The organism is Salipiger marinus, assembly GCF_035481585.1.
Classification (GTDB): Bacteria; Pseudomonadota; Alphaproteobacteria; order Rhodobacterales; family Rhodobacteraceae; genus Salipiger; species Salipiger marinus.
Genome location: NZ_JAYKSL010000024.1, coordinates 32,314 through 52,159, shown reverse-complemented (window position 1 = coordinate 52,159; position 19,846 = coordinate 32,314). Strand labels below are relative to the sequence as shown.

General features: G+C 63.5%; 21 protein-coding genes, 2 tRNA genes and 1 pseudogene. 12 read left to right on the top strand and 12 right to left on the bottom strand.

The features are described from left to right. The first annotated feature begins 6 nt into the window (after window positions 1-6). The 3 genes from VK682_RS22900 to VK682_RS22890 all read left to right on the top strand — a co-directional run bounded on the left by VK682_RS22900 (window position 7) and on the right by VK682_RS22890 (window position 2,568). Window positions 7-1,563 carry a vWA domain-containing protein gene (locus tag VK682_RS22900; RefSeq protein WP_324782598.1) on the top strand — a complete coding sequence of 519 codons (1,557 nt, stop codon included), beginning with the start codon at window positions 7-9 and terminating at the stop codon, window positions 1,561-1,563. Window positions 1,564-1,744: 181 nt separating this feature from the next. Continuing rightward, a tRNA-OTHER gene (locus VK682_RS22895) sits at window positions 1,745-1,893 on the top strand. A 165-nt stretch (window positions 1,894-2,058) separates the two neighbouring features. Then, entirely contained in the window at window positions 2,059-2,568 is a 510-nt protein-coding gene (locus VK682_RS22890) for an RtcB family protein (RefSeq protein ID WP_230797825.1), read from the top strand. 274 nt (window positions 2,569-2,842) lie between these two features. Here the strand turns inward: VK682_RS22890 and ggt are convergent, their stop codons facing one another. Next, window positions 2,843-4,633 (bottom strand): gamma-glutamyltransferase, encoded by a 1,791-nt coding sequence (ggt, locus tag VK682_RS22885; protein WP_230797826.1) that lies wholly within the window; start codon window positions 4,631-4,633, stop codon window positions 2,843-2,845. A 418-nt stretch (window positions 4,634-5,051) separates the two neighbouring features. Between ggt and VK682_RS22880 the strand changes: the two genes are divergently transcribed. Further along, window positions 5,052-5,648 carry an ATP-binding protein gene (locus tag VK682_RS22880; protein WP_230797850.1) on the top strand — a complete coding sequence of 199 codons (597 nt, stop codon included), beginning with the start codon at window positions 5,052-5,054 and terminating at the stop codon, window positions 5,646-5,648. A 78-nt stretch (window positions 5,649-5,726) separates the two neighbouring features. On the opposite strand, the pseudogene VK682_RS22875 reads toward VK682_RS22880, so the two are convergent. Then, window positions 5,727-6,116, bottom strand: a pseudogene (locus VK682_RS22875) (GNAT family N-acetyltransferase); the annotation flags it as partial. A 116-nt stretch (window positions 6,117-6,232) separates the two neighbouring features. Continuing rightward, on the bottom strand, window positions 6,233-6,877 hold the full coding sequence (locus tag VK682_RS22870) for a GntR family transcriptional regulator (protein WP_230797827.1): 645 nt from the start codon (window positions 6,875-6,877) through the stop codon (window positions 6,233-6,235). A gap of 117 nt (window positions 6,878-6,994) precedes the next feature. Here VK682_RS22870 and VK682_RS22865 point away from each other — a divergent pair, with 117 nt between their 5' ends. The 3 genes from VK682_RS22865 to VK682_RS22855 all read left to right on the top strand — a co-directional run bounded on the left by VK682_RS22865 (window position 6,995) and on the right by VK682_RS22855 (window position 8,844). Further along, window positions 6,995-7,189: a hypothetical protein gene (locus tag VK682_RS22865; protein WP_230797828.1), complete on the top strand. Its 195-nt coding sequence runs from the start codon at window positions 6,995-6,997 to the stop codon at window positions 7,187-7,189. Window positions 7,190-7,474: 285 nt separating this feature from the next. Continuing rightward, window positions 7,475-7,642, top strand: a complete 168-nt coding sequence (locus tag VK682_RS22860; protein ID WP_324782602.1) for an SDR family oxidoreductase — start codon at window positions 7,475-7,477, stop codon at window positions 7,640-7,642. Between the two features lie 11 nt (window positions 7,643-7,653). Beyond that, a complete protein-coding gene (locus VK682_RS22855) occupies window positions 7,654-8,844 on the top strand; it encodes a mandelate racemase/muconate lactonizing enzyme family protein (RefSeq protein WP_230797829.1) in 1,191 nt (396 codons plus the stop codon). A gap of 223 nt (window positions 8,845-9,067) precedes the next feature. On the opposite strand, the gene VK682_RS22850 is transcribed toward VK682_RS22855, so the two are convergent. From VK682_RS22850 to VK682_RS22840, 3 genes are all read right to left on the bottom strand, one after another. Beyond that, window positions 9,068-9,262 (bottom strand): hypothetical protein, encoded by a 195-nt coding sequence (locus tag VK682_RS22850; RefSeq protein WP_324782597.1) that lies wholly within the window; start codon window positions 9,260-9,262, stop codon window positions 9,068-9,070. Between the two features lie 313 nt (window positions 9,263-9,575). After that, window positions 9,576-10,028 carry a GNAT family N-acetyltransferase gene (locus VK682_RS22845; protein ID WP_230797831.1) on the bottom strand — a complete coding sequence of 151 codons (453 nt, stop codon included), beginning with the start codon at window positions 10,026-10,028 and terminating at the stop codon, window positions 9,576-9,578. 421 nt (window positions 10,029-10,449) lie between these two features. Continuing rightward, window positions 10,450-10,914, bottom strand: a complete 465-nt coding sequence (locus VK682_RS22840) for a helix-turn-helix domain-containing protein (RefSeq protein ID WP_230797832.1) — start codon at window positions 10,912-10,914, stop codon at window positions 10,450-10,452. Window positions 10,915-10,966: 52 nt separating this feature from the next. Between VK682_RS22840 and VK682_RS22835 the strand changes: the two genes are divergently transcribed. From VK682_RS22835 to VK682_RS22820, 4 genes are all read left to right on the top strand, one after another. Continuing rightward, window positions 10,967-11,446, top strand: coding sequence for a hypothetical protein (locus tag VK682_RS22835; RefSeq protein WP_230797833.1), 480 nt, complete (start codon window positions 10,967-10,969; stop codon window positions 11,444-11,446). Between the two features lie 13 nt (window positions 11,447-11,459). After that, complete coding sequence (locus tag VK682_RS22830) at window positions 11,460-11,681, top strand: hypothetical protein (protein WP_230797834.1); 222 nt, start codon at window positions 11,460-11,462, stop codon at window positions 11,679-11,681. Window positions 11,682-11,700: 19 nt separating this feature from the next. Further along, on the top strand, window positions 11,701-12,000 hold the full coding sequence (locus tag VK682_RS22825) for a hypothetical protein (protein ID WP_230797835.1): 300 nt from the start codon (window positions 11,701-11,703) through the stop codon (window positions 11,998-12,000). Window positions 12,001-12,244: 244 nt separating this feature from the next. Further along, complete coding sequence (locus tag VK682_RS22820) at window positions 12,245-12,442, top strand: hypothetical protein (protein WP_324782596.1); 198 nt, start codon at window positions 12,245-12,247, stop codon at window positions 12,440-12,442. Between the two features lie 249 nt (window positions 12,443-12,691). On the opposite strand, the gene VK682_RS22815 is transcribed toward VK682_RS22820, so the two are convergent. From VK682_RS22815 to VK682_RS22790, 6 genes are all read right to left on the bottom strand, one after another. Next, entirely contained in the window at window positions 12,692-13,015 is a 324-nt protein-coding gene (locus VK682_RS22815; protein ID WP_230797836.1) for a PRC-barrel domain-containing protein, read from the bottom strand. A 369-nt stretch (window positions 13,016-13,384) separates the two neighbouring features. Then, the gene (locus VK682_RS22810) at window positions 13,385-14,677 is read right to left on the bottom strand and encodes a PQQ-dependent sugar dehydrogenase (protein WP_230797837.1); all 1,293 of its coding nucleotides are present in this window, start codon (window positions 14,675-14,677) and stop codon (window positions 13,385-13,387) included. 129 nt (window positions 14,678-14,806) lie between these two features. Continuing rightward, window positions 14,807-15,730, bottom strand: a complete 924-nt coding sequence (locus VK682_RS22805) for a plasmid partitioning protein RepB C-terminal domain-containing protein (protein ID WP_230797838.1) — start codon at window positions 15,728-15,730, stop codon at window positions 14,807-14,809. Beyond that, window positions 15,727-16,629, bottom strand: coding sequence for a plasmid partitioning protein RepB C-terminal domain-containing protein (locus VK682_RS22800; protein WP_324782595.1), 903 nt, complete (start codon window positions 16,627-16,629; stop codon window positions 15,727-15,729). The genes VK682_RS22805 and VK682_RS22800 overlap by 4 nt, the downstream gene beginning before the upstream one ends. Beyond that, window positions 16,626-18,188, bottom strand: coding sequence for a recombinase family protein (locus VK682_RS22795; protein WP_269062099.1), 1,563 nt, complete (start codon window positions 18,186-18,188; stop codon window positions 16,626-16,628). Before VK682_RS22795 ends, VK682_RS22800 begins: the two co-directional genes overlap by 4 nt. 390 nt (window positions 18,189-18,578) lie before the next feature. Then, window positions 18,579-18,668 (bottom strand) — tRNA-Ser (locus tag VK682_RS22790). Window positions 18,669-18,887: 219 nt separating this feature from the next. Between VK682_RS22790 and VK682_RS22785 the strand changes: the two genes are divergently transcribed. Then, window positions 18,888-19,778, top strand: a complete 891-nt coding sequence (locus tag VK682_RS22785) for a LysR family transcriptional regulator (protein ID WP_230797917.1) — start codon at window positions 18,888-18,890, stop codon at window positions 19,776-19,778. Window positions 19,779-19,846 lie beyond the last annotated feature (68 nt).

Genomic DNA, 19,846 nt, shown 5'->3' with positions numbered 1-19,846 from the left:
TCGATCATGGCAAACAAATCCGTGTTTGCATCGCGGGCAGAGCGGCTCCTGCCGCGAGCAACCGCCACCAACGCTGCAGGGGCCAAGGCTTATGCCTCTGGTGCCGAGCACAGGCTGGCGCAGCTGGCGATGACCGGCACCTTTGGCGGCGGGTACTATCAGGACGCACAGGCCGAGGTCTCGACCCTGGTCGAGGTGGCGATGGCGGTGGACCCGATGTTTCTGGCGCAGACGGCCGTGCATGTCCGCGAAAAGGGGCATATGAAGGATACCCCGGCGTTGTTGCTGGCGGTGCTGTCGGCCCGCGATCCGGCGCTGTTTGCGCAGGTTTTCGGTCGGGTGGTCACCTCGAGCAAGGTGCTGCGCAGCTTCGTGCAGATCCTGCGGTCGGGGCAGACCGGGCGGAAATCGCTGGGCTCGCGGCCCAAGGCCATGGTGCAGCACTGGCTGAACACGGCTACGGATGCGCAGCTGCTGGCAGCTTCGGTCGGGAAAGCTCCGTCGCTGGCAGATGTGATCCGGATGGTTCACCCCAAGCCGGGCACGGCGGAACGGGAGGCCTTCTATGCGTGGCTGATTGGCAAGCCTGCCGATATGGCGGCACTGCCGCGGCTGGTGCAGGATCTGCTGGCCTTCCGGGCGGGGACTTCGGCACAAGTGCCGGATGTGCCGTTCCAGATGCTGGCCGATCTGCCGATGACGCCGGACCAATGGGCCGATGTGGCGCGCAAGGGCTCGTGGCAGATGCTGCGGCAGGGGCTGAACATGCTGGATCGCAAAGGCGCCTTCACGAAGCCCGGTGTGGTCGATCATGTGGCAGGCGTCCTGCGCGATCCGGGGCGGATCCGGGCTGCGAAGGCGCTGCCCTATCAGCTGCTGGCGACGCTGAAGGCACTATCGCCCGAGGTGGACGCAAAGCTGCGCAATGCGCTGCATGACGCGATGGAACTGTCTGTGGCGAACGTGCCGGTGCTGAGCGGGTCGGTTGCGGTCTGCCCCGACGTGTCGGGCTCCATGTCCTCGCCGGTCACCGGCTATCGGCCCGGCGCCACTTCGGTTGTGCGGTGCATCGATGTCGGGGCTTTGGTCGCGGCGGCGGTGCTGCGCAAGAACCCCAAGGCCCGTGTCATGCCCTTCGAGGTGGGGGTGCGCGAGGCGACGCTGGAGGCGCGTGACACGATCCTGACCAATGCCGCGAAACTGGCGGCACTGGGCGGGGGCGGCACCAACTGCTCGGCGCCGCTGGCAGCACTGAATGCGGTCGGCCTGGCGCCCGATCTGGTGATCTTCGTCTCGGACAACCAGTCTTGGGTCGATGGTCGGCAGGGCAGGCAGGCCACGGCGATGATGGCGGAGTGGGGCAGGCTCAAGGCCCGGAACCGGGCGGCGAAACTGGTCTGCCTCGACATCCAGCCCCTTGGCACGACGCAGGCGGCCGAGCGGCGGGACGTGCTGAACATCGGCGGATTCTCGGATCAGGTCTTTGACCAGATCGCCGATTTCGCGGCCGGGCGGATGGGGCCGGACCATTGGGTCGGCCAGATCCGCGCGGTGGCGCTGTAAGCCTTTCCCGGGCTTCTGGCCGGGACGCGAGGCCGGGATCACTCTGTATCCCGTCCGGTTTGAATCCGGCCTCGCGCAGGGGGCGAAAGCCATTGCGCAGGTGTCCCGGCCCCAAGGCCTCCCGGCGAATGCTGGCGGAACTACAGACTGTCGCGGGTTCGATACCCGCCCGCCCCTTGGGGCGGTAGCTCAGCGGTAGAGCACCTGTTTCGCCGAGACCTTGTCGCCGGCGCCATTGAGAAGGAGATCACCCCCGGCGAATGCCGGCAGGACTACAGGGAAGAGCACCGGGTAAACCGGAGGTCGCGCGTTCAACTCGCGCCACGCGCAAGCGTGTAGCTCATGGAAAAGTCTTGCCAAACCTTGTCGCCGGACCCCGAAACCGGGGCGAATGCCGAAGAGACTACAACTCGACCCCGGATAACCTGTGGGGCTCAAGCCCCCACCTTGCTGGCGGTCATTCGTGTGGCCGGGCTTCCCATGGTCTCTTCCCCCATGTCGCCCCGGCCTCAACACCCCGGCGAATGCCGTGCGGCACTACAGGCTGTCAACTTCGTCTTCCGTCGCGGCGATCTGTTCCTGCACGGCAAGGGGGCGACCCCGGCCTGGGAAGGCTATGCATCAGATGCCACCGGTCTGACCCTGATCCCGCTGAACATGGCAGAGCCGGTTCTGGTGGTGCGTGGACGCGACGCCACGCGTGCGCTGGGGTTTTCTCCGCACGGGGCGGGACGCAACTTCTCGCGCACGGAACATCGCCGCCGGATGGGGGCGGTGACGCCCGCGCAGATGCTGGCGGCGGAAACGGCTGGGCTGGACATCCGCTTCCATGCCGGGGCGGTGGATGCCTCTGAACTGCCCTCCAGCTATAAGCGCGCCGGGGCGGTGATGGACCAGATGCGCGACTATGGTCTGGCCGATGTGGTCGATTGCATCGACCCCTATGGCTGCATCATGGCCGGAGGCATCGTGCCCCACTGGCAAGCAAAGCGGACCCGGCGCTAGCAGGGTTCGTTCCTTGGTCTTTGGTGGCTTTTGCGCTGTTTGCGTGATTGCCTAAACAATGTGCGGGCGCACGGCCGAACAAGATGCCGAACTTGCCACCTTGCAGGTCGCGACGAACGTCTACTGTTCTTGGGTCTTGCAAGAGCAAACGGGCGGCAGCAGATGACCGCTCTCCGCCCCCCGTGTGACGTCTATGCCTGTCCGCAGGCTCGGCGCAGACTTGCCGTTCATCCCAGCAATTGATGCTGCACTGCGACCTCACGGCGCGGCGACGTCACTCGCCCAGGGCAATGCCCTCCCGCCGCGGGTCGGCACCGCCACGCAGGCCCTCGCCAAGCGAGATCGCGTGCAGGCCCGAGGTCATCGTCGTCACGTTCGTCTCGAAACCCAGCCCGGACAGGGGCTCCGTCAGATCCTCGGCCCAGGTTCCGGCCTCGATCTGGTAGGTGCCGAAGCTGTTGACCAGATGCGGCATCGAGACGGCTTCCTGCACATCCATGCCCCAGTCGAGATGCGCGATGATCGCCTGCGCGGTGAAGCCGATGATCGTGGCGCCCCCCGGGCTGCCGATGGCCAGCACCGGCGCCCCGTCGCGCAGGACGATGGTGGGCGACATCGACGAGCGCGGGCGCTTGCCCGGTTCCACCCGGTTGGCGATGGGCCAGCCATTCGCGTGGGTGCGGAAGGAGAAATCGGTCAGCTCGTTGTTGAGCAGGAGCCCCCGCACGAAGATCCGCGATCCGAACGCGCCCTCGATCGTCGTGGTCATCGACAGCACGTTGCCGTCCGCATCGACGATGGAGATATGCGAGGTGCCCGGGCGCTCGTCGCGCAGGTCATCCCCCCAGAGAAAGGCGTGATCCCACTCCGGCGCGCCCGCCGAGACCTCCGGCAGGGCATCGTCGCCGCGCAGCAGTTCGGCCCGTTCGGCCAGATAGCTGCGGTCGATCAGCCCCTGCACCGGCACCGGGACGAAGTCGCTGTCAGCGAGGTAGCGCCCCCGGTCGGCAAAGGCGAGCCGTGTCGCATCCCCGATCAGGCGCCGCGCCTCCACATCCCGTGGCCCCATCCCGCCCAGATCGAAAGTCTCGAGCATGCCGAGGATCTGCGCGATGGCCACCGCCCCGGAGGAGGGCGGACCCATGCCGCAGACCTCGGCGCTGCGGTAATCAAAGCAGACCGCGGGCCGCTCGATCACCGCGTAGCGGGCAAGGTCGGTCACCGACAGCAGGCCGGGATGGGCGTCGGTGCGGGTCGCCGCTACGATGTCGGCCGCGATCTCGCCCGTATAGAAGGCGGCCGTGCCGTCTGCCGCGATCCGGCGCAGCGTCGCCGCGTAGTCGGGATTGACCAGGGTGGCACCGGCGGCAAGGGGCGCGCCGTCCGGCAGGAAGTACTCCGCCGCTGCGGGGAAGGTGGCAAGGCTTTCTGCTGCTGCAGCGACCGACTCCGACAGACGGGTCGAGACGCTGAAGCCCTCCTCGGCGTGCGCTATGGCCGCGTCGAAGAGGCTGCGCCAGTTCGACCGCCCCCAGCGGCGGTGCGCCTCCTCCATCAGCCTCGGCGTGCCCGGCGTCCCAACCGAGCGGCCGCTGGCGACGGCCGTCATGAACTCCAGCGGTTCGCCCTCCGCGTCCTGAAAGTAGCGCGGGTCGGCGGCCAGCGGCGCCGTCTCGCGCGCATCAAGCGTCGTGATTTCCCCCGTCGCGGCGTCATACCAGACCAGAAAGGCACCGCCGCCAAGGCCCGAGGACTGCGGCTCCACCAGCCCCAGCACCGCCTGAACGGCGACCATCGCATCCGCGGCACTCCCGCCCTCGCGCAGCACCCGGGCGCCCGCATCGACGGCCAACGGATGGGCGGCGGCGACCATCCAGTCTTCGGCTTCCGTCGGTTGACCGTCGCGCTTTGCCGCAAGCGCCGAAGCTGCGGCATCCGAGATCCCGGCAAAGTCCTGCGTGACCTGCGTTTCAGGCTCCGGCACGACGACATCGGAGGCCTGCTGCGCCATCGCGGGTGCCGCCAGAAAGAAAGCCAGAAGGGCCGTGGCTGTCGAAGGATACATGCGGATCTCCCCGGGCTGCATTGCGGGCGCTGTGCCCTGAAGACGGCACGCGACCAGGTCTCGAGGCAGTCTTTCCCCGAGACTGGCCTTCCACCTGATTTCAGAAACGCATGTCAGGGGGAGCAGATCAAGTATTTCTCGCCCTATGCGGAACTGTTCAGGACCGAGGCGCCTTCATACCTGATGCGCTCTGGTCGCCACGGCAAAAGACCGGGGACTGCAGTTCTCAGATTCATAGTCGTTAACTATTTCATCTGAAACACCGCCGGTTTGCCATCGACACGACCGGCCCAGAGCCACCATTCTGGACGCCGCGGAAGCCGCAGCGCAGCGTCACTGAACCGGCCATTTGTACTTGCCGCAGCATGCCGAGTGGCGCGAATGTCGGTAGTGCGGGACGGAGCGGACATTGCAGAAGGTGACGCGCACCGCTATTGCCCTCATGGTTTTGAATGTTAACGGCGGGACTGATGTGCCAAGAATATACTTGATCGGAGCATCATGCTCGGGCGTCTCAACGCTTGGTGCGACGCTGTCCGCGCAGATGGGCGTTCCAGTGCTGGACGTAGACGACTTCTATTGGATGCCAACAGACCCACCATTCACGACAAAGCGCCTGCCAGAAGATCGGGTCCGCTTGATGCAACAGCGGCAATCCCAGACGGATGGCTGGGTTCTGTCAGGCTCCTTTATGGGTTGGGGGGATATCCTGATTGAGCATGTCGAGATCATCGCCTTCCTATATACACCCACCGCGATACGGTTGCGACGTCTGGAGAGCCGAGAGGCACAAAGACATGGTGATCGTATCCTGCCGGGTGGCGACATGTATGAAGGCCATCTGGCATTCCGTGATTGGGCATCTCGCTATGATGAATCCTCGTTCACAGGACGCAATCTCGCGCAGCATGAACGCTGGCTCAAAGCACAAACTGCTCCGGTTCTGAGGCTTGACGGCACACAGCCTGCTGAAGTGTTAGCTGAGACAGTCACGACCGCGCTGGAACGGCTCTGAAAGGCCACGAAGGTCTCGATCCCTACCTTCGCGAATGTGGTCTGGCAGGGAATAGCCCTGCCAGACCTGTTCCCAGGTCTTTAAACGGAGTGCCACATTCGGGAACGGGAACCCGAAGTCATCGACCGCGCGCCGGGAAACCTCCTGAAATCCGAGCGTCCTGTAAAAGCGGAAGGCTTGTTCATTCTCGGTATAGACCTCAAGGGACAGTTCGCCCTTCCAGGTCAGGGCATCGGCGATAAGCGTGCGCCCGATACCGCGACCTTGCCAGCCCGGCGCGATGAATATCCCGCCAATGAAACATCCCAGAAGGCTGATGAAGCCAACAACTTCTCCGCCTAGGCAAGCCACGGAAGTCTCCGCCTTCGGCAGATAATCCTCCTCGATCAGCTTGCGCTGTTCAGTCAGCCTTTTCTCACCGATGAAGGGGTGCGCCTTCAGAGAGCCTTCGAACCAGATCACCCACAGAGAAACACTCTATGGGTGATCTGGTTCGTAGTCTGGTCGATATGCGGGTCTTTGCGGTTTAGAAAGCCGGTCCCGGGGATATCGACGGTTGGCTGAATTTGGCAACGCAATGCTCGCTATTCTCCGCTGAAGTGGTCCCGCAACGTTTCTTGTATCGCTGTGCAATCACCCGAGCGTAACAGGTCGAGAAGGCGGAGGTGAAGTTCCACCTCGCCGATCTTGTCGGAATGCCTGTGCCAGTCGCGGCAGAACTGGATGAGAAGCTGGGCGGAGAAATCGTCCCACATGCGGAGCAGAAGCGGGTTGTCTGACAACTCCATGATCGTGCGGTGGAAACGCACGTCGCATTGCGCGAGTGCGAGCATGTCCCCTCCATTGGCGAGACCATGCATGTCCTTGATGATCCGTTCGAGGGGATCGAGAAGGCCGGGCACATCCCACGATGCCGCCATCACCTTCTCGACGGCGATACCCTCCAGGCCAAGCCGGACCTCGCGGATGTTCGCGGCATCGTCGTCGGACACCGGGATGACGTGAAGCCCGCGCGCCCCGACGGGCACCAGCACGCCACGCGCGGCCAGGTTCAACAAGGCTTCCCTCGCGGGCGCGCGGCTGACGTTCATCGCCTCTGCGATCTGCGCCTCGGTGATACGCGCGCCGGGGGGCTGCTCTCCACTCGCAATCGCAAGGACGAGCCGTTCCGTGATTTCCTCGGAGATCGTCCGTTGTCGGGCGAGCGGGGCGAGTTGGAGCGCGGGCATCGGAATCCTCATGAGTTCAGGCTGACGGGGACTATCAGACATCAGCGTTGCAAAATCAAGACTTGCATACGGTATACAGTATTCCGTATGGAGTGATATGAGTGTCGAGACGACAGCATGGCGCAAATGATGATCACATGGTTTCTCTTGTGGGAGAGGGCGACCCCACCGGTCCGGCTCAACGCCCTGCGTCGCGATGGCATATTCGCCGAGGTCGATGCGCCGAGCTCCCTGACCCCGATCATTGCGATCGTCCCAGTCGCCTTGGCATTGGCTCTGACCGTGCGCCGCCAGTTTGAGATTGCACGATGACCAAGACCTACGCCGTTGCCGGCGCTGCCGGCGGAATCGAGCTTACCATCTTCCGCAGACTCGTGGCTCGTGGCGTCGTGATGCGTCTCGTCGATATCGACGCGGATGATGTGCCCGCCACGGCGGCCGCTATGAAGACCAAGCTGGCGAAAGGCGTGTGCCCCGTCATCAGAGACGAGGAGGCAATCAAGACTTTATTTTTTGGGGGGGCGACGCCAACGACGGCTTGGTTAACAACGCCAGTATTTCGGGTGTCACTCCGTTCGAGACGATGGACATGGCGCAATACCGGAAGGTCACGTCCGTCAAGCTCGAGGGGGCCGCCTGCCAGCGGGCCGGATCGGCACGCCCAAGGACATCGCCGGCCCCGTGGCATTCCTCCTCTCTCCCGACGCAGCCTACATCACCAAACAAGTCCTAATCGCCGACGGCGGCGTGACGGCATCCTACTGAAAGTATTTTCGATGACAGATGACCCTGTAACAACCCGCCAGACAACCACCAGCGATGGCTTCGCGATCACCGAGGTCGTGTGCGTTCCTTTGGTGGGCGAAAGCCCGGAAGGGGGATGGCGTGCCGAGATAAAGCCCGAGGACTCGGTCCATGGCATCATCGCTGTCCATACGGAAGGCGGCATATCCGGTTACGGATCGGTGTTCACGGACGGCTTTCTCGCAGCCGAGGCCGTGCGGCTGCTGACGCCGCACCTGATCGGTTGTGATGCCCGCAACGTCGGCCAGCTGACCGAGACGCTGCATCAGAATACGTTCTGGATGGGGCGGGGCGGCACAGTGACCCACGTGATCGGCGGCGTCGACATTGCACTCTGGGATATCCTCGGCAAGGCGACCGGACTGCCGATTTCCACCCTCCTCGGCGGGCGCTATCAGGAGAGAGTTCGCCCTTACGCGTCCATGCTTATGACGGGGGCCGAAGACATGGCCGAGCGCATCAAGCCGTACAAGGCACGAGGCTACCGCGCGGTGAAGATCGGGTGGGGGCCGTTCGGGCGATCGGAAAGTTACAGGCTGGACGAGACTATTATCGCCGCTGCGCGCGACGTGTTGGACGACGGTGAGGCGCTGATGGTCGATCCGGGGGCGAGCGATGCGTTTTGGCCAAACGGTCGTGCTTGGGCGCGGCGGACGGCCGACATGCTGGCCGCCTACGACGTGGCCTGGTTCGAGGAGGCTCTTCCTCCCGATGACATCGAAGGCTATGCGGATTTGCGCCGAATGAGCCGCGTGCCGATCGCAGGGGGCGAGGTGCTGACCCGCCGCCAATCCTTCGTGCCCTACCTCAAGGCCGGGGCCTTCGATATCGTCCAGCCGGACGTCACGAAGGTCGGCGGTATATCCGAGCAACGCCAGATCGTTGAAATGGCGCGGGCGATGGGGACCGACTATGTCGGCCATGGCTGGAACACCGCGCTCGGGCTGGCGGCGGACCTTCAAATGGCGGCGGGTCTACCGGGGGTGCGCTTCGTGGAGCACATCGTCGGCAGCAGGTACGTCGACGGCATTCTGTCCGAACCCTTTGAGATGGACAGAGAGGGGTTCATCGCGATCCCGACCGGCCCCGGCCTCGGCATAACGCTGGACCCAGACCGCTTGGAGCCGGTCACGCACGGTCTGGACGCCCTACGGCTCGGTTGACCGATGATGATGCTCTAGGGTGCCCGGGAGCATCCGTGGGTCCGACCAAGCATCGGTGCCCGAGATCGGGGCTGTCGCAAACATTTCGCTTAACCGCCTGTGACCGTGATCGTTGACTTTCGCGCTCACTTTGGCGGAGCGCCTCGCAATGATCTTGAACACTAACGCCGAGCATCTTCGCCACCTTACTCAAACCAGCCCAAAAGGTCGCATGAGATTTGGATCAGAGATCGGGGCAGATCCCGCCTATCATCGTGTCCCACCAGATATGCGGGGCCAGCTCTTCCGCTAGGTCGAGATCGGCATCACTGGGCTGAAAAGGCCCGGCAGCTTTCTGAAGGGTGGCGGATAGCTGCCGTTCCGTTCTCGACTCATATGCGGCGTTCTTTGACGAGCCGCGCGACTTGACCAGCTCCATGCCAGTAATTCAGCGGCTGGTGCGTCTCGTATCGGCGGCGATGGGGCGCCGCCTTACCCCATCCGACATCCACATCTCGGGGTTGATCGATGGCGAACACATGGCGGCGCTTGAGGCTGGCAAGGGCTATATCGAGCACAGAGTTCATTCCGTTTGGGCCTCTGGCACGCCAAATAGCGCTCTCTGGATCGGCTACCCTTTTGCGCTTTTTCACGACGGAGAAGTTGGCAGCATTTCTGAATTGAATCACGTGCGCACGAACAACCGAAGAGCGGACATGGTCTGGCAGGGAAAAGCCCTGCCAGACCTGTTCTCAGGTCTCTATATGGAGCGCCGCATTCGGGAACGGGAAGCCGAAGTCATCGACCGCGCGCCGGGACACCTCCTGAAATCCGAGTCTCTTGTAAAAGCGGACGGCCTGTTCGTTTTCGGTATAGACCTCAAGGGACAGTTCGCCATTCCGGGCCAGGGCATGGGCGATAAGCGTGCGCCCGATCCCGTGACCCTGCCAGCCCGGCGCGATGAAGATCCCGCCGATGAAACAGTCCAGAAGGCTGATGAAGCCAACAGCGTCTCCGTCAAGGCAGGCCACGGAGGTCTCCGCCTTCGGCAGATACGACTCCTCGATCAGCCTGCGCTGTTCCGTCAGTCTCTTCTCACCGATGAAGGGGTGCGCCTTCAGCGAGGCTTCGAACCAGATATTTGACAGTATTTTCAGATCCGTTGCCGCATCAAAGGGCCGGATCACCACGTTTGCGTTCCTCATGAGAACTCCACAGAAATCATGCAAAAAGGGTCGGCATCCATGTGCCGAGCGATGCCGCTACATGCGGGTCAATCGAAGCCTCTTTGCATAAATCTCCTTCTGTGACGGGATGAGCATAAGCCGCCGTGCCACCAGTTTCAATGACGACTGAGGGCTCGAAGCTGACTTGTGGCGCTACAGCACGCATGGCGTCTGGTCCGCCTTGGCCGCTAATTGATCCCCGGCCCAGAGCTCCGTCCCGCACGGATGCCTGCCGTGGTGTTGCTATACTGAAGCCTCCATTCGTGATCCACACGGAAAACTCGAACCGGCGAGATCGCCGATGCGGGACGATGCTGCCTGTCCTGCGACGACCCAGTGCGCCTCCTTCAGTCTCCGTTGCCGCGCAACCATGCCAAAAGAGGCCTCTCCGTTTCGCCTTTCACGTCCTTGCGGACAGAGTCTGCGCCAATCTTTCGCCAAAGCTGCGGCGATAGGCAGCGGCAAACCGGCCCAGATGGCTGATGCCGCTGTCCAGCGAGGTGGTGACACTGTGCCGGTCTGACAGCAGCCAGATCCGCGCCGCGTCCAACCGGATCCCGGCCAGAACGTCCTGGGGCGTCGCATGGCCTGCTTCGCGGAATGCCGCCTGCAAGCTGCGACAACTGCACCCGAGTTCCCGCGCAAGCGACGCGAGCATGACCGACTCCCTGTGCCGATCATGCATCAGCGAGATGGTCTGCGCCACGCGCCGCCGCCCGGCCGACGCGGGCATCTGATCCGGAGCAGCAAGCGCAATCGCCAGATCGGCGATGATATCTTCACTGGCCGCAGCCTGAGCAGTGACGGCATGGTCCCCCATGTCGGCTGTCAGGATCGAGCCCACCCTCAGACGAAGGCGGGCCATTGCGGCCGCCGCTGCGTCAAGACGGGAAAGAAATCGAGGCGCGTCAGCGGCAATGTCAGCACGTCTGCCAGATAAGGAGCTTGCCCGGAAGCTCGACCACCGTCCGTCTCTGGTTCGGCGCGAAGGCCAGAATCCCCCCCGCATCTGTCGCGATCATGTCATCGCGCACGGCACAGGTGAGGTGTCCGGCCCATGGAAACAGCACCGTCAGGCGGTCAGGCTCCTCCAGGGTGAGGTCGTGCCCGGTGGATCATACGCGGGCAAGGACCATCTGGTCAGCGCCGGCGCGGTGAACCGCCAGCCGCCCCGTCTTGTCCAGAAAGCGGAATCTGTCAGTGCGATGAAACAGCTGGGGCGTGTGGTCTGCGCCCTCATGCCACGCCGGAATGAAGCCATGACCTCTCATCTGCACCAGCAACTCCTTCCCGCAGGATTAAGCCTTCTCTCGCCCAGCCGTGAAGGCAGCCAGTTTCCACATTCTATGCATGTATTTTCACGTTCCGCCCTGAAAACCCTGATCTGCTTTCCCTGAAAGGTGCACTTCCATGACCCTGCGCAGATATAGCCGCATCGCGGCGCTTTTCCTGATGGTCACAGGCACGCCCGCGCTGGCGGATGACGTCCGGCGCGAGGCTGTGCATTTTGCTCCCGACACCTCGGTCACCATCCCGTCCAGCGGCAATTGCCTCATCGACGTCTATCTGATGCGCAATACTGCCCGACGCAATGAGACCGCCAATGACACCCTGACCCTTTACGTCGAATGACTCTGAAGGAGCTTTGGACATGACCACGAAATATGGGGCTTTGCTGTTGGGCGCGGTGATCCTTGCCGGATGTGACGACACGGGGATTGGTGGCGTCGCCGGAACGGGCCGCGATGATTTCCCCGAGGATGTCTCCGCCTGCAAACAGGCGATGGCGTTCCGGGAATCGACCACGCCAACCTTCATCGAGATTGTCAGCGCCGCACCCCTGCGGGACGGATCGGGGGTCCAGATGTTCGTGACGCATAACGGTCAGAACATGACCATCTGCCGCACTGACAGAAATCACAAGGTGACCGAGCTTTTCGCCTATGGCTGATCCACGATCCGGGATGCGCCTTGGCGCACCCGGCCTTTTTGCAGCATAGGTGGACATCGCATGACGGACAGGCCGGATTTTCCCTTTTATGCGGATCGCCCGATGCGTCTGGGTGGGCGGGACTGGCTGATCCTGATGGTATCTCTGGCGATTGCATTTGCCGCCTTGGTGCTGGTGCCGCTGAACCTCTTTCCCTTCAGCCCTGGCGCTGCTGTTTGTCGGCATTCCGCTGATCGTCCTGCGTATGGTGGCCGGGCCGCGCTGGACCAGCCTGTTCCGCAGGGTCGGCCCGCTCCAGATCGGCCAGATGGTGCTGTTCGGCGCGCTGCCTCTGGAGGGGTCAATGATCATTGGCCTGCTGCTGTCGCAGATCGTGACGTTCAGCCACAACCCGATTTCCATGTCGCTTGGCGCGATGACCACAGCAGAACTGCTCGCGTAGCTGATCTCCACCATTCCGCACCTGATCGGCGAGGAACTGTTCGGCATCCTGCCTTTCCTCGCCCTGCCTTCCGGCAGATCTCGGGCCCGGGTGTGCCGTCTTTGTCTTGTTTCAGGATAAATGTCTTCCGCGCGTCCGTGGTCCCTGTCTGATCCACGCAAAACTGTCCCCCGACCGTAAGCCGGGGGACAATCGTGTTTTTTGTATGGTGTGGATAAGCCGCTTCGTCAGCAGCCCGTCAAGCTGTGATCAGTCGTCCCATTTGGGAAGGTTTTTCAGCTCGTCCTCGGTCATGGAGGTGGTGAAATCGCCATCTTCGAAGGTCAGCTCTTCGAGCGGGACCACGATATCTTCGTCGCCGATGTCCAGAAAACCACCGGCTTCGACCACGGCGGCGACGGGGGTGCCGGAATCGTCGACGAGGATCTGCTCGATCTCTCCGATCCGGTTGCCATCGGGGCCCATTACGTCCGCGTCGTCGATGCTGTGCAGCGAGGATGTCTCCATGGTCTGAGCCGATGCGGCGCCAGCCATGAGGATGAGCGAAAGGGCGGGAAGGGTGATGTTGCGCATGGTGCCTCCGTTATCTTGCGTGTCAGAGTATCAATGCGGCACAGGTCAGGTGGTTCCATCCTGCGACAGGGCAGGCTGCGGGCAGAAGACTTTGCGGCTCTGCCGGAAGTCCCGCCGCACCTGCGCTGGCGGGGGGCTTCTGAGCCATTTCCCTGCGCGCCTGCCGCATCTGGCGCCCCGGTTGCGGGACCGGGATGTTCGGCATCGCCTCGGGTCGCGGGGGTTCATGGGCCTTGCGGCGCCACCTGCACATGACGTTCGGATCGTCCTTGGCAGCGTGGCGGGGGCTGGTGTGGCTGTGCTGGAGGTCTGGTCGGGGCGGCCTCTCGGCGTGCCGGGCGCGCGGGGATGTCGCGCGCCCCGGATGGTTCAGCTTGCGCCCGTAACGCGCCAGATGATGTCGCCCACGTCATCCGCCATCAGGAGCGATTTGCGGTCCGGCCCCAGCGTCACGCCGACAGGCCGCCCATAGGCCAGCTTTTCGTCCTCGGAGAGGAAGCCGGACAGGATGTCCCGTGCCGGACCGCTGGGCATTCCGTTCTCGAACGGCACGAAGATCAGCTTGTAGCCGCTCAGCTTCGAACGGTTCCACGATCCGTGCTGCCCGATCACCATGCCAGCGCCGAAGCCCGGCAGGGTGCCGTCCGGCATCCAGCACAGGCCAAGCGAGGCCGTGTGGCCGCCAAGCGCAAAATCCGGTGTGATGGCTTTGGCGACCATGGCCGCGTCCTGCGGCACGCGGTCATCCACGGTCTTGCCCCAGTAGCAATAGGGCCAGCCGTAGAAGCCGCCATCCACGACCGAGGTCAGATAGTCGGGCGGAGTCTCGTCGCCCAGACCGTCGCGTTCGTTGACGACTGTCCAGAGCTTCTGCGTTACCGGTTCCCACGCCATGCCCACGGCATTGCGCAGGCCCGAGGCAAAGATGCGCGCCTCATGGGTGGCCACGTCCAGTTCCCAGATCGCGGCGCGGCCTTCTTCGGCCTCCATGCCCTGATCGCCGATATTCGACAGCGACCCGACGCCCGCATAGATCTTGCTGCCATCGGGGGAGACGATCAGGCTTCTTGTCCAGTGGCCATGCGGCTTGAATTCGACCAGCGGCTCGCCGCTGCCCGCCAGCGCGGTGGCGCCGGGCACATAGTCAAAAACCCGGATGCCGTCGGTATTGCCGAGATAGAAGCGGTTGCCCACCAGCGCCATGCCAAAGGGCTGGTTCTGGTTTTCGACAAACACCTCGCGGATCTCTGCCGTGCCGTCCCCGTCGGCATCGCGCCACAGGGTCACGCGGTTCGCACTTGTGCCGATGGCCTTGACGCGCCGCATCGTCGCCTGCGCGGCATGATCCATCAGGGTCTTTGGCGGCCCGGCCTGTTCTTTCGACTCCGCCACCAGAACGTCGCCGTTCGGCAGAACCTCGATCCAGCGCGGATGATCCAGCCCGCTGGCAAAGGCATTGACCTTCAGCCCCGGCGCGCAGACGGGCAGGCGACCGTCTTTCCAGCCTTCCGCAGCCGGCATCTTCAGGGTCATGATCCCCTGCTTGCGGGCTGCCGGAATGTCGGGAGTGGCGCCGAAAGCCTGATGCGCGGGCGATCCCATCCGCCGCAGGAACGCGATCGTGCCGCCCACCACTGCGGTTGCTCTGGCGATAAGCTCCATGTCTGACTCCTTTAATGCCGGGAAAACCTATCGGAAGTCCTGGGTCAGTGAAAGCGTCTTGCGCCAGCGGCAGGATCGCGGAAAAGCCCGTGATGGTCGGGGGTGGGTGCAGGCTTTGCCCGGACCGGGTCAACGCGCAGGGGGCTGGCTTGCCTGTTCCGCCTCGGCAATGTCCCGAAACTCGCCAAGATATTCCGCGCGGTTTTTCTCGAGCCATCGGGTGATCCGGGGATTGCCCAGAATCCTGCGCAGATAGCCCCTCGCGACGGTCAGGTGCAGGGTGTCGACACCGAAACTCTCTTCAAAAGACCGGACCTGCGCCTGAAGGCTTGCCAGCTCACGCTCCATCTTCGCGATGTTTTCGCGGGATATGCTGCGCCCGTCAGCGACGGCAGCCCGTCCTCTTGGGTGCAGAAGCTGCGTGTCGGGTGTTGCGGCAAGCAGGGCCCTGGCAAATCCGGCGGTGAAATTGTTCTGTCCGATCATCAGATCTGCCGCCTCGATCTGGCGCAGCGGCACCATCTTGCGCAGGATGTCGAAGCTCGTCATCGGGCAGGCCGCCGCGTGAAGCAGCTCCGCCGCTTCCGGGCAGATGCCATCAAGCAGACGGGACCGGCGCAGGATCGACGTGACCTCCATGCCAAGCGCGTCCGCGATGGCCGCCTCCGGCACGCCACGGGCAATGGCCCGCTTGATCATCATGTGCTCTTGGATCGGCGGAATGCGGTTGATGCGCTTGTTATAGGTGTAGGCCTCGTCATCGGTGCTGACCAGACATTCGACGGTCGGGATCCCGAGGTCTTTCAGCGCTTCAAGACGCAAGGATCCGTCGAGCAGAAAGAAGACGCCGCTGGCCTCCGGATTTCGGGCCACCACCGGCGCCTCGACAAGGCCAACCGCCCTGACCGAGACGAGGACCTGCTTGTATTTGCTGCTGTCCTTCGTTCCGGGCCGAAGGGTCTTGAGCGGCAGGATCTGATCCAGCCGCAGCAGGACCGGGTCGGGTTCAAAGCCGAGCTTCACCGGTCGGGAGGGAGGATCGTCGCTGCTCATGGCGCCGCTTTCGGCTGAAGCCGTTCAGCCAGCGCTTTTGGCATGTCGGTCAGGCCCTCCTCCCTGAGCAGCGTGGAAAATTCGACGGCTGACAGAAGATCGCGCATCGCTTCGACGATGAAAAGAAGGCGGGCCTGCGTGACATCCGATTTCCGGACAAGGATGCGCTGGCGGTCGGCTTCCCGCTGGTAGAGTTGCATCAGATCGGTCTGGGTGAGCCTGCGTTTGGGGTCCCTGACCCCACGTCCAAGACGGCCCGTCTGCACGGTCTTTCGCTGCGCCGCCCGCTGCTCGAGGATGCGCCGGATCTGGGCGAGCTTCTTTCCCTTGAGGTGTCCGGCCTGATAGGCCTCCATCAGAAGGCTCTGCACATCATCGCCTTCGGCACGGGCAATTTCGGCGGCCAGCGTGACGGGGATCACGCCGGATTCAACCGCAGCGACCAGCCGCTCTTCGCCATTTTCCAGCAGGGCAGAGATCAGGCGCACCCAGCTTGGCGCAGAGCCGGTCTTGGTCGCGATCTCGCTTTCGGAATAGCCGCGCTGCCGCAGACTGCCGATTTCCCGCATCAGATCGATAGGCCGGTGCTGGCGACGGGCGATGTTTTCGACAAGGCTCATGACCATGCAATCGGCCTCGCTTGCGTCGATGATCACCGCAGGAATGACAGTCTGGCCCAGCATTCTGAATGCTTGCAGGCGGCCCTCGCCGCAGACCAGATCATAGCGATCCTCAGCCTCCGGGTGACGGCGCACCGTGACCGGGCGCTTCAGTCCGATGGCATCGATATTGTCGACGATTTCCTGATGGATGCGCCTGTTCCGCGCACGCGGGTTCAGGACCTCGATCTGGGATATCGGGATCATCTGCAGGGCGTGTGGTCGGGCCTTCTGCGTCATGCGACCTCCTCCAGACCCCGTCTCTCTGTCAGTGCGAAGAGCGGTGCGAGCGTTTCTGTCCGGAACGCATCCAGCGCGAGACCATTGTCCTCTCCAAGGCGGATCTGCCCCGTTCCGATGTCGATCAAGGGAAACAGGAAATAGTCAAGCGGGCGCTGGTTGCGCAGGTCCATCCGGATGACCACCGAGAGATCGGGAACAAGACCGGTGTCGAACCGGATCCGCCAGCGCAACGTACCCGAGGGCATCTGCGAGCATCGCGCGATCACAAGGGACAGGGTCAGTTCGTCATTGATGCACAGACATCCGGAAGCGGCGTCCGTGACCCGGCCCCCGGCAGTGCGAATGCCGTCGACGATGTCGCGGACGATCTCGGGGTGGACGTCGCGCAGCCGCCTGTTGATTTCGATATAGCGGTAATCCCGCCGCGGGTGGTAGCCGACAAGGCTGTAGGCGCGCAGCAGGCTTCCGAACCGGCTGGCATAGGCACGGCTGGACGGCAGGCCCTCCGCCTCGTTGATGATGAGGCCAGAAAGCGCGCCCTGTTCTGACAGAAGGCGTCCGAGGGCCGCCAGCATCTCGCCATCGGACAGGCCAGCGGAGCGCGCGGCGATGATCCGGGCGGCGGCCTTGAACGCTTCGGGATCGACAATCGCGGGAAAGCTGTTCGGCGCGCACAGCCAGTGGTCCGGATCATTCCGGATGCGGGTCTGCTTGAGCTTGAACGACACCCGGTTCCAGACATTCGTGCCGATGTATTTTTCGTTGATCAGAACCTGATGAACGGTGCCCCGAGTCCAGGCCCGGCCATGGTCGGTCAGAATGCCCCGCATGTTCAGGTCTTCGGCAATCTGCGCCTCGGTCCGGCCCTGCGTGACAAAATCGCGGTAGATGCCGCGCACAAGCGCAACCTCTTCCTCGGGGCCCGGCACAAGCACGACGCGATCGGTTTGCAGGCTCTTCTGCTCGCCTCGGGACAGCGTCGCTTTTGGCACCCCGTTCTGGTCAATCAGAAGACGCCGGAGGCCAAACCCTGCAGGGCCGCCCTGACGGAAGCCTTTCTCGATCAGGCGGCACTGGCCCGCAAACACCTTGTTTGACAGCTCCCGACTGTATTCGGCGGCCATGGAGCGTTTCATGCCTTTGAAGGCGGTCGCGATCAGGCTGCCATCATTCTCGAACGGTTCGGCGCAGTAATGAACCGCAATCCCGGCGCGGCGGCAGACATACTCGTAATAGGCGCTTTCATCAGCATCCTGAAACCGCCCCCAGCGGCTGATGTTATAGACGACGATGACCGCGAAATCGGCCTGTCCCGAACTCACCGTCTCGATCAGGGATTTGAGCGCGCTGCGGCCTTCGATGCGCAGGCCGCTCTTGCCCTCGTCGGCAAAGGTGCGCACGATTTCCATGCCGCGACCGGAGGCATAGGCCCTGATCGCGTCGGACTGGTTCTCGGTCGAATAGCGCTGGTGGTCTGTGGACATGCGCACATATTGAGCCGCGCGGAGCAAGGGCTTGGACTGCTCGTCATGTCCCGAACGCTTCGTCCGTTTCATCAGGCCCGCGCTTTCTCAATATCCGCTGACGCACCCGTCTGCTGGCATGGAACGCGCCAGAGACGAAATCGATTCCGAAATATCAATCAGAGAGCAGTGAGCGGCAGGATAGCACAAAATGCGCATGGTGGGGCAGCGCATTTCTTTCGGGGGGCAATGTCGTCGATCCAGAAGGCAAAGCTGGCGCACGCGCGGTCTGCAGATCCAGCACACTCGCAGGAGGCGCCTTGCGCCACGAGGTCGGGCAACCGCAGGCGACGGGTGTCAGGGCGCGCTTTGGAACAGCGCGAACAGCGGCCTGTCGCATGGCACCCAAAGGCTGAAAATTGAGGGGGGGAATCGCACGAAGCGCCGCAGCAGCGGGTGCTTTTGTGCACTGTCAAAGCCATATGGCGGAGACGATGGGATTCGAACCCACGAGACCCTTTCGGGCCTACTCCCTTAGCAGGGGAGCGCCTTCGACCACTCGGCCACGTCTCCGCTGACCCGTATAGCGAAGGCGGGGACGGGAGCACAAGGCGAAATTTCCCGGCTCTGGCCTGTCGCGGAACTTTCCTCTGGCGAGGGCCGCACGCGCCTGATCCGTTGCTTTGCCTGCGGTTTTCCCGCGTCGAGGCCGGGCGGGCGGAGGCGGGCAGAGTTGCGTCGCGCGGTATTATTGGCTTTTCTGATCGAAACCGCCGGATCAAAGAGGGCAGCATGATCGCCAAGCTGGAAATGTTCATTGCGCTGGCCCGGGAGCGGCATTTCGGGCGGGCGGCGCTGAGCCTTGGGGTCACGCAGCCCACGCTGTCGACCGGCATCCGCCAGCTGGAGGATCAGCTGGGCGTGAAGCTGGTCAGCCGGGGGTCGCGCTTTGGCGGGCTCACGCCGGAAGGCCAGCGCGCGCTGGTCATGGCGCGGCAGATCGTGGGCGATGCCCGCCGCCTGCGCGAAGAGATGCGCGCCTCGCGCGAGGGGCTGGCGGGCCATCTGCGGCTGGCGGTCATTCCCACGGCGCTGACATGGGGCTCGGCGCTGGCGGCGCGGTTCACGGCGCGTCATCCCAAGGTCAGCTTCACGGTGCTGTCGCGGGCCAGTGCCGACATCCTGTCGATGCTCGACGATCTGGAGATCGACGCGGGCATCTCCTATCTCGACAACGAACCGCTGGGCCGGGTCGTCACGCGTCCGCTGTACCGGGAATCCTATCGGCTGGTCTGCCGTCCGGATCATCCCTTGGCCGGGCGGGCGGATCTGGGCTGGGCGGAGCTTGCCGAGCAGAAGCTGTGCCTGCTGACCCCGGAGATGCAGAACCGCCGCATCATCAACCGCCAGTTTCTGGAGGCGGGGCTGACCCCGGCGGCGGCCATCGAGTCAAATTCCACCGTGGTGCTGGTGGCGACGGTGCTGCAGGGGCCATGGGTCACCATCCTGCCCAGCGATCTCGCGGCCTTTCTGACCGAGGGCAAGCCGCTGGCGCTGGTGCCGCTGCGACAGGAGGCCGTGGCGCCGGAGGTCGGGCTGATCGCGCCGCACCAGCCGCCCTATACCCCGGTGCTGCAGGCGCTTCTGGACGAGGCGGGAGAGCTGGCGCAGGTGCCGGATTGATAGGGATTCTTTATCGACTGACGGATCAACGCTATTGATTTAACAATGATCCGGGTGGCATCACCGGC

Excerpts from the sequence above, each read along its gene's own strand:
- VK682_RS22830 (WP_230797834.1), top strand. The coding sequence starts at position 11,460 with ATGACCCTGCGCAGATATAGCCGCATCGCGGCGCTTTTCCTGATGGTC.
- VK682_RS22890 (WP_230797825.1), top strand. The coding sequence starts at position 2,059 with ATGTCGCCCCGGCCTCAACACCCCGGCGAATGCCGTGCGGCACTACAG.
- VK682_RS22785 (WP_230797917.1), top strand. The coding sequence starts at position 18,888 with ATGATCGCCAAGCTGGAAATGTTCATTGCGCTGGCCCGGGAGCGGCAT.
- VK682_RS22865 (WP_230797828.1), top strand. The coding sequence starts at position 6,995 with ATGGCGCAAATGATGATCACATGGTTTCTCTTGTGGGAGAGGGCGACC.
- VK682_RS22840 (WP_230797832.1), bottom strand. The coding sequence starts at position 10,914 with ATGGCCCGCCTTCGTCTGAGGGTGGGCTCGATCCTGACAGCCGACATG.
- VK682_RS22815 (WP_230797836.1), bottom strand. The coding sequence starts at position 13,015 with ATGCGCAACATCACCCTTCCCGCCCTTTCGCTCATCCTCATGGCTGGC.
- VK682_RS22820 (WP_324782596.1), top strand. The coding sequence starts at position 12,245 with ATGGTGGCCGGGCCGCGCTGGACCAGCCTGTTCCGCAGGGTCGGCCCG.
- VK682_RS22855 (WP_230797829.1), top strand. The coding sequence starts at position 7,654 with ATGACAGATGACCCTGTAACAACCCGCCAGACAACCACCAGCGATGGC.
- VK682_RS22835 (WP_230797833.1), top strand. The coding sequence starts at position 10,967 with ATGTCAGCACGTCTGCCAGATAAGGAGCTTGCCCGGAAGCTCGACCAC.
- VK682_RS22900 (WP_324782598.1), top strand. The coding sequence starts at position 7 with ATGGCAAACAAATCCGTGTTTGCATCGCGGGCAGAGCGGCTCCTGCCG.
- VK682_RS22810 (WP_230797837.1), bottom strand. The coding sequence starts at position 14,677 with ATGGAGCTTATCGCCAGAGCAACCGCAGTGGTGGGCGGCACGATCGCG.
- VK682_RS22800 (WP_324782595.1), bottom strand. The coding sequence starts at position 16,629 with ATGACGCAGAAGGCCCGACCACACGCCCTGCAGATGATCCCGATATCC.
- ggt (WP_230797826.1), bottom strand. The coding sequence starts at position 4,633 with ATGTATCCTTCGACAGCCACGGCCCTTCTGGCTTTCTTTCTGGCGGCA.
- VK682_RS22805 (WP_230797838.1), bottom strand. The coding sequence starts at position 15,730 with ATGAGCAGCGACGATCCTCCCTCCCGACCGGTGAAGCTCGGCTTTGAA.
- VK682_RS22845 (WP_230797831.1), bottom strand. The coding sequence starts at position 10,028 with ATGAGGAACGCAAACGTGGTGATCCGGCCCTTTGATGCGGCAACGGAT.
- VK682_RS22870 (WP_230797827.1), bottom strand. The coding sequence starts at position 6,877 with ATGCCCGCGCTCCAACTCGCCCCGCTCGCCCGACAACGGACGATCTCC.
- VK682_RS22850 (WP_324782597.1), bottom strand. The coding sequence starts at position 9,262 with ATGGAGCTGGTCAAGTCGCGCGGCTCGTCAAAGAACGCCGCATATGAG.
- VK682_RS22795 (WP_269062099.1), bottom strand. The coding sequence starts at position 18,188 with ATGAAACGGACGAAGCGTTCGGGACATGACGAGCAGTCCAAGCCCTTG.
- VK682_RS22825 (WP_230797835.1), top strand. The coding sequence starts at position 11,701 with ATGACCACGAAATATGGGGCTTTGCTGTTGGGCGCGGTGATCCTTGCC.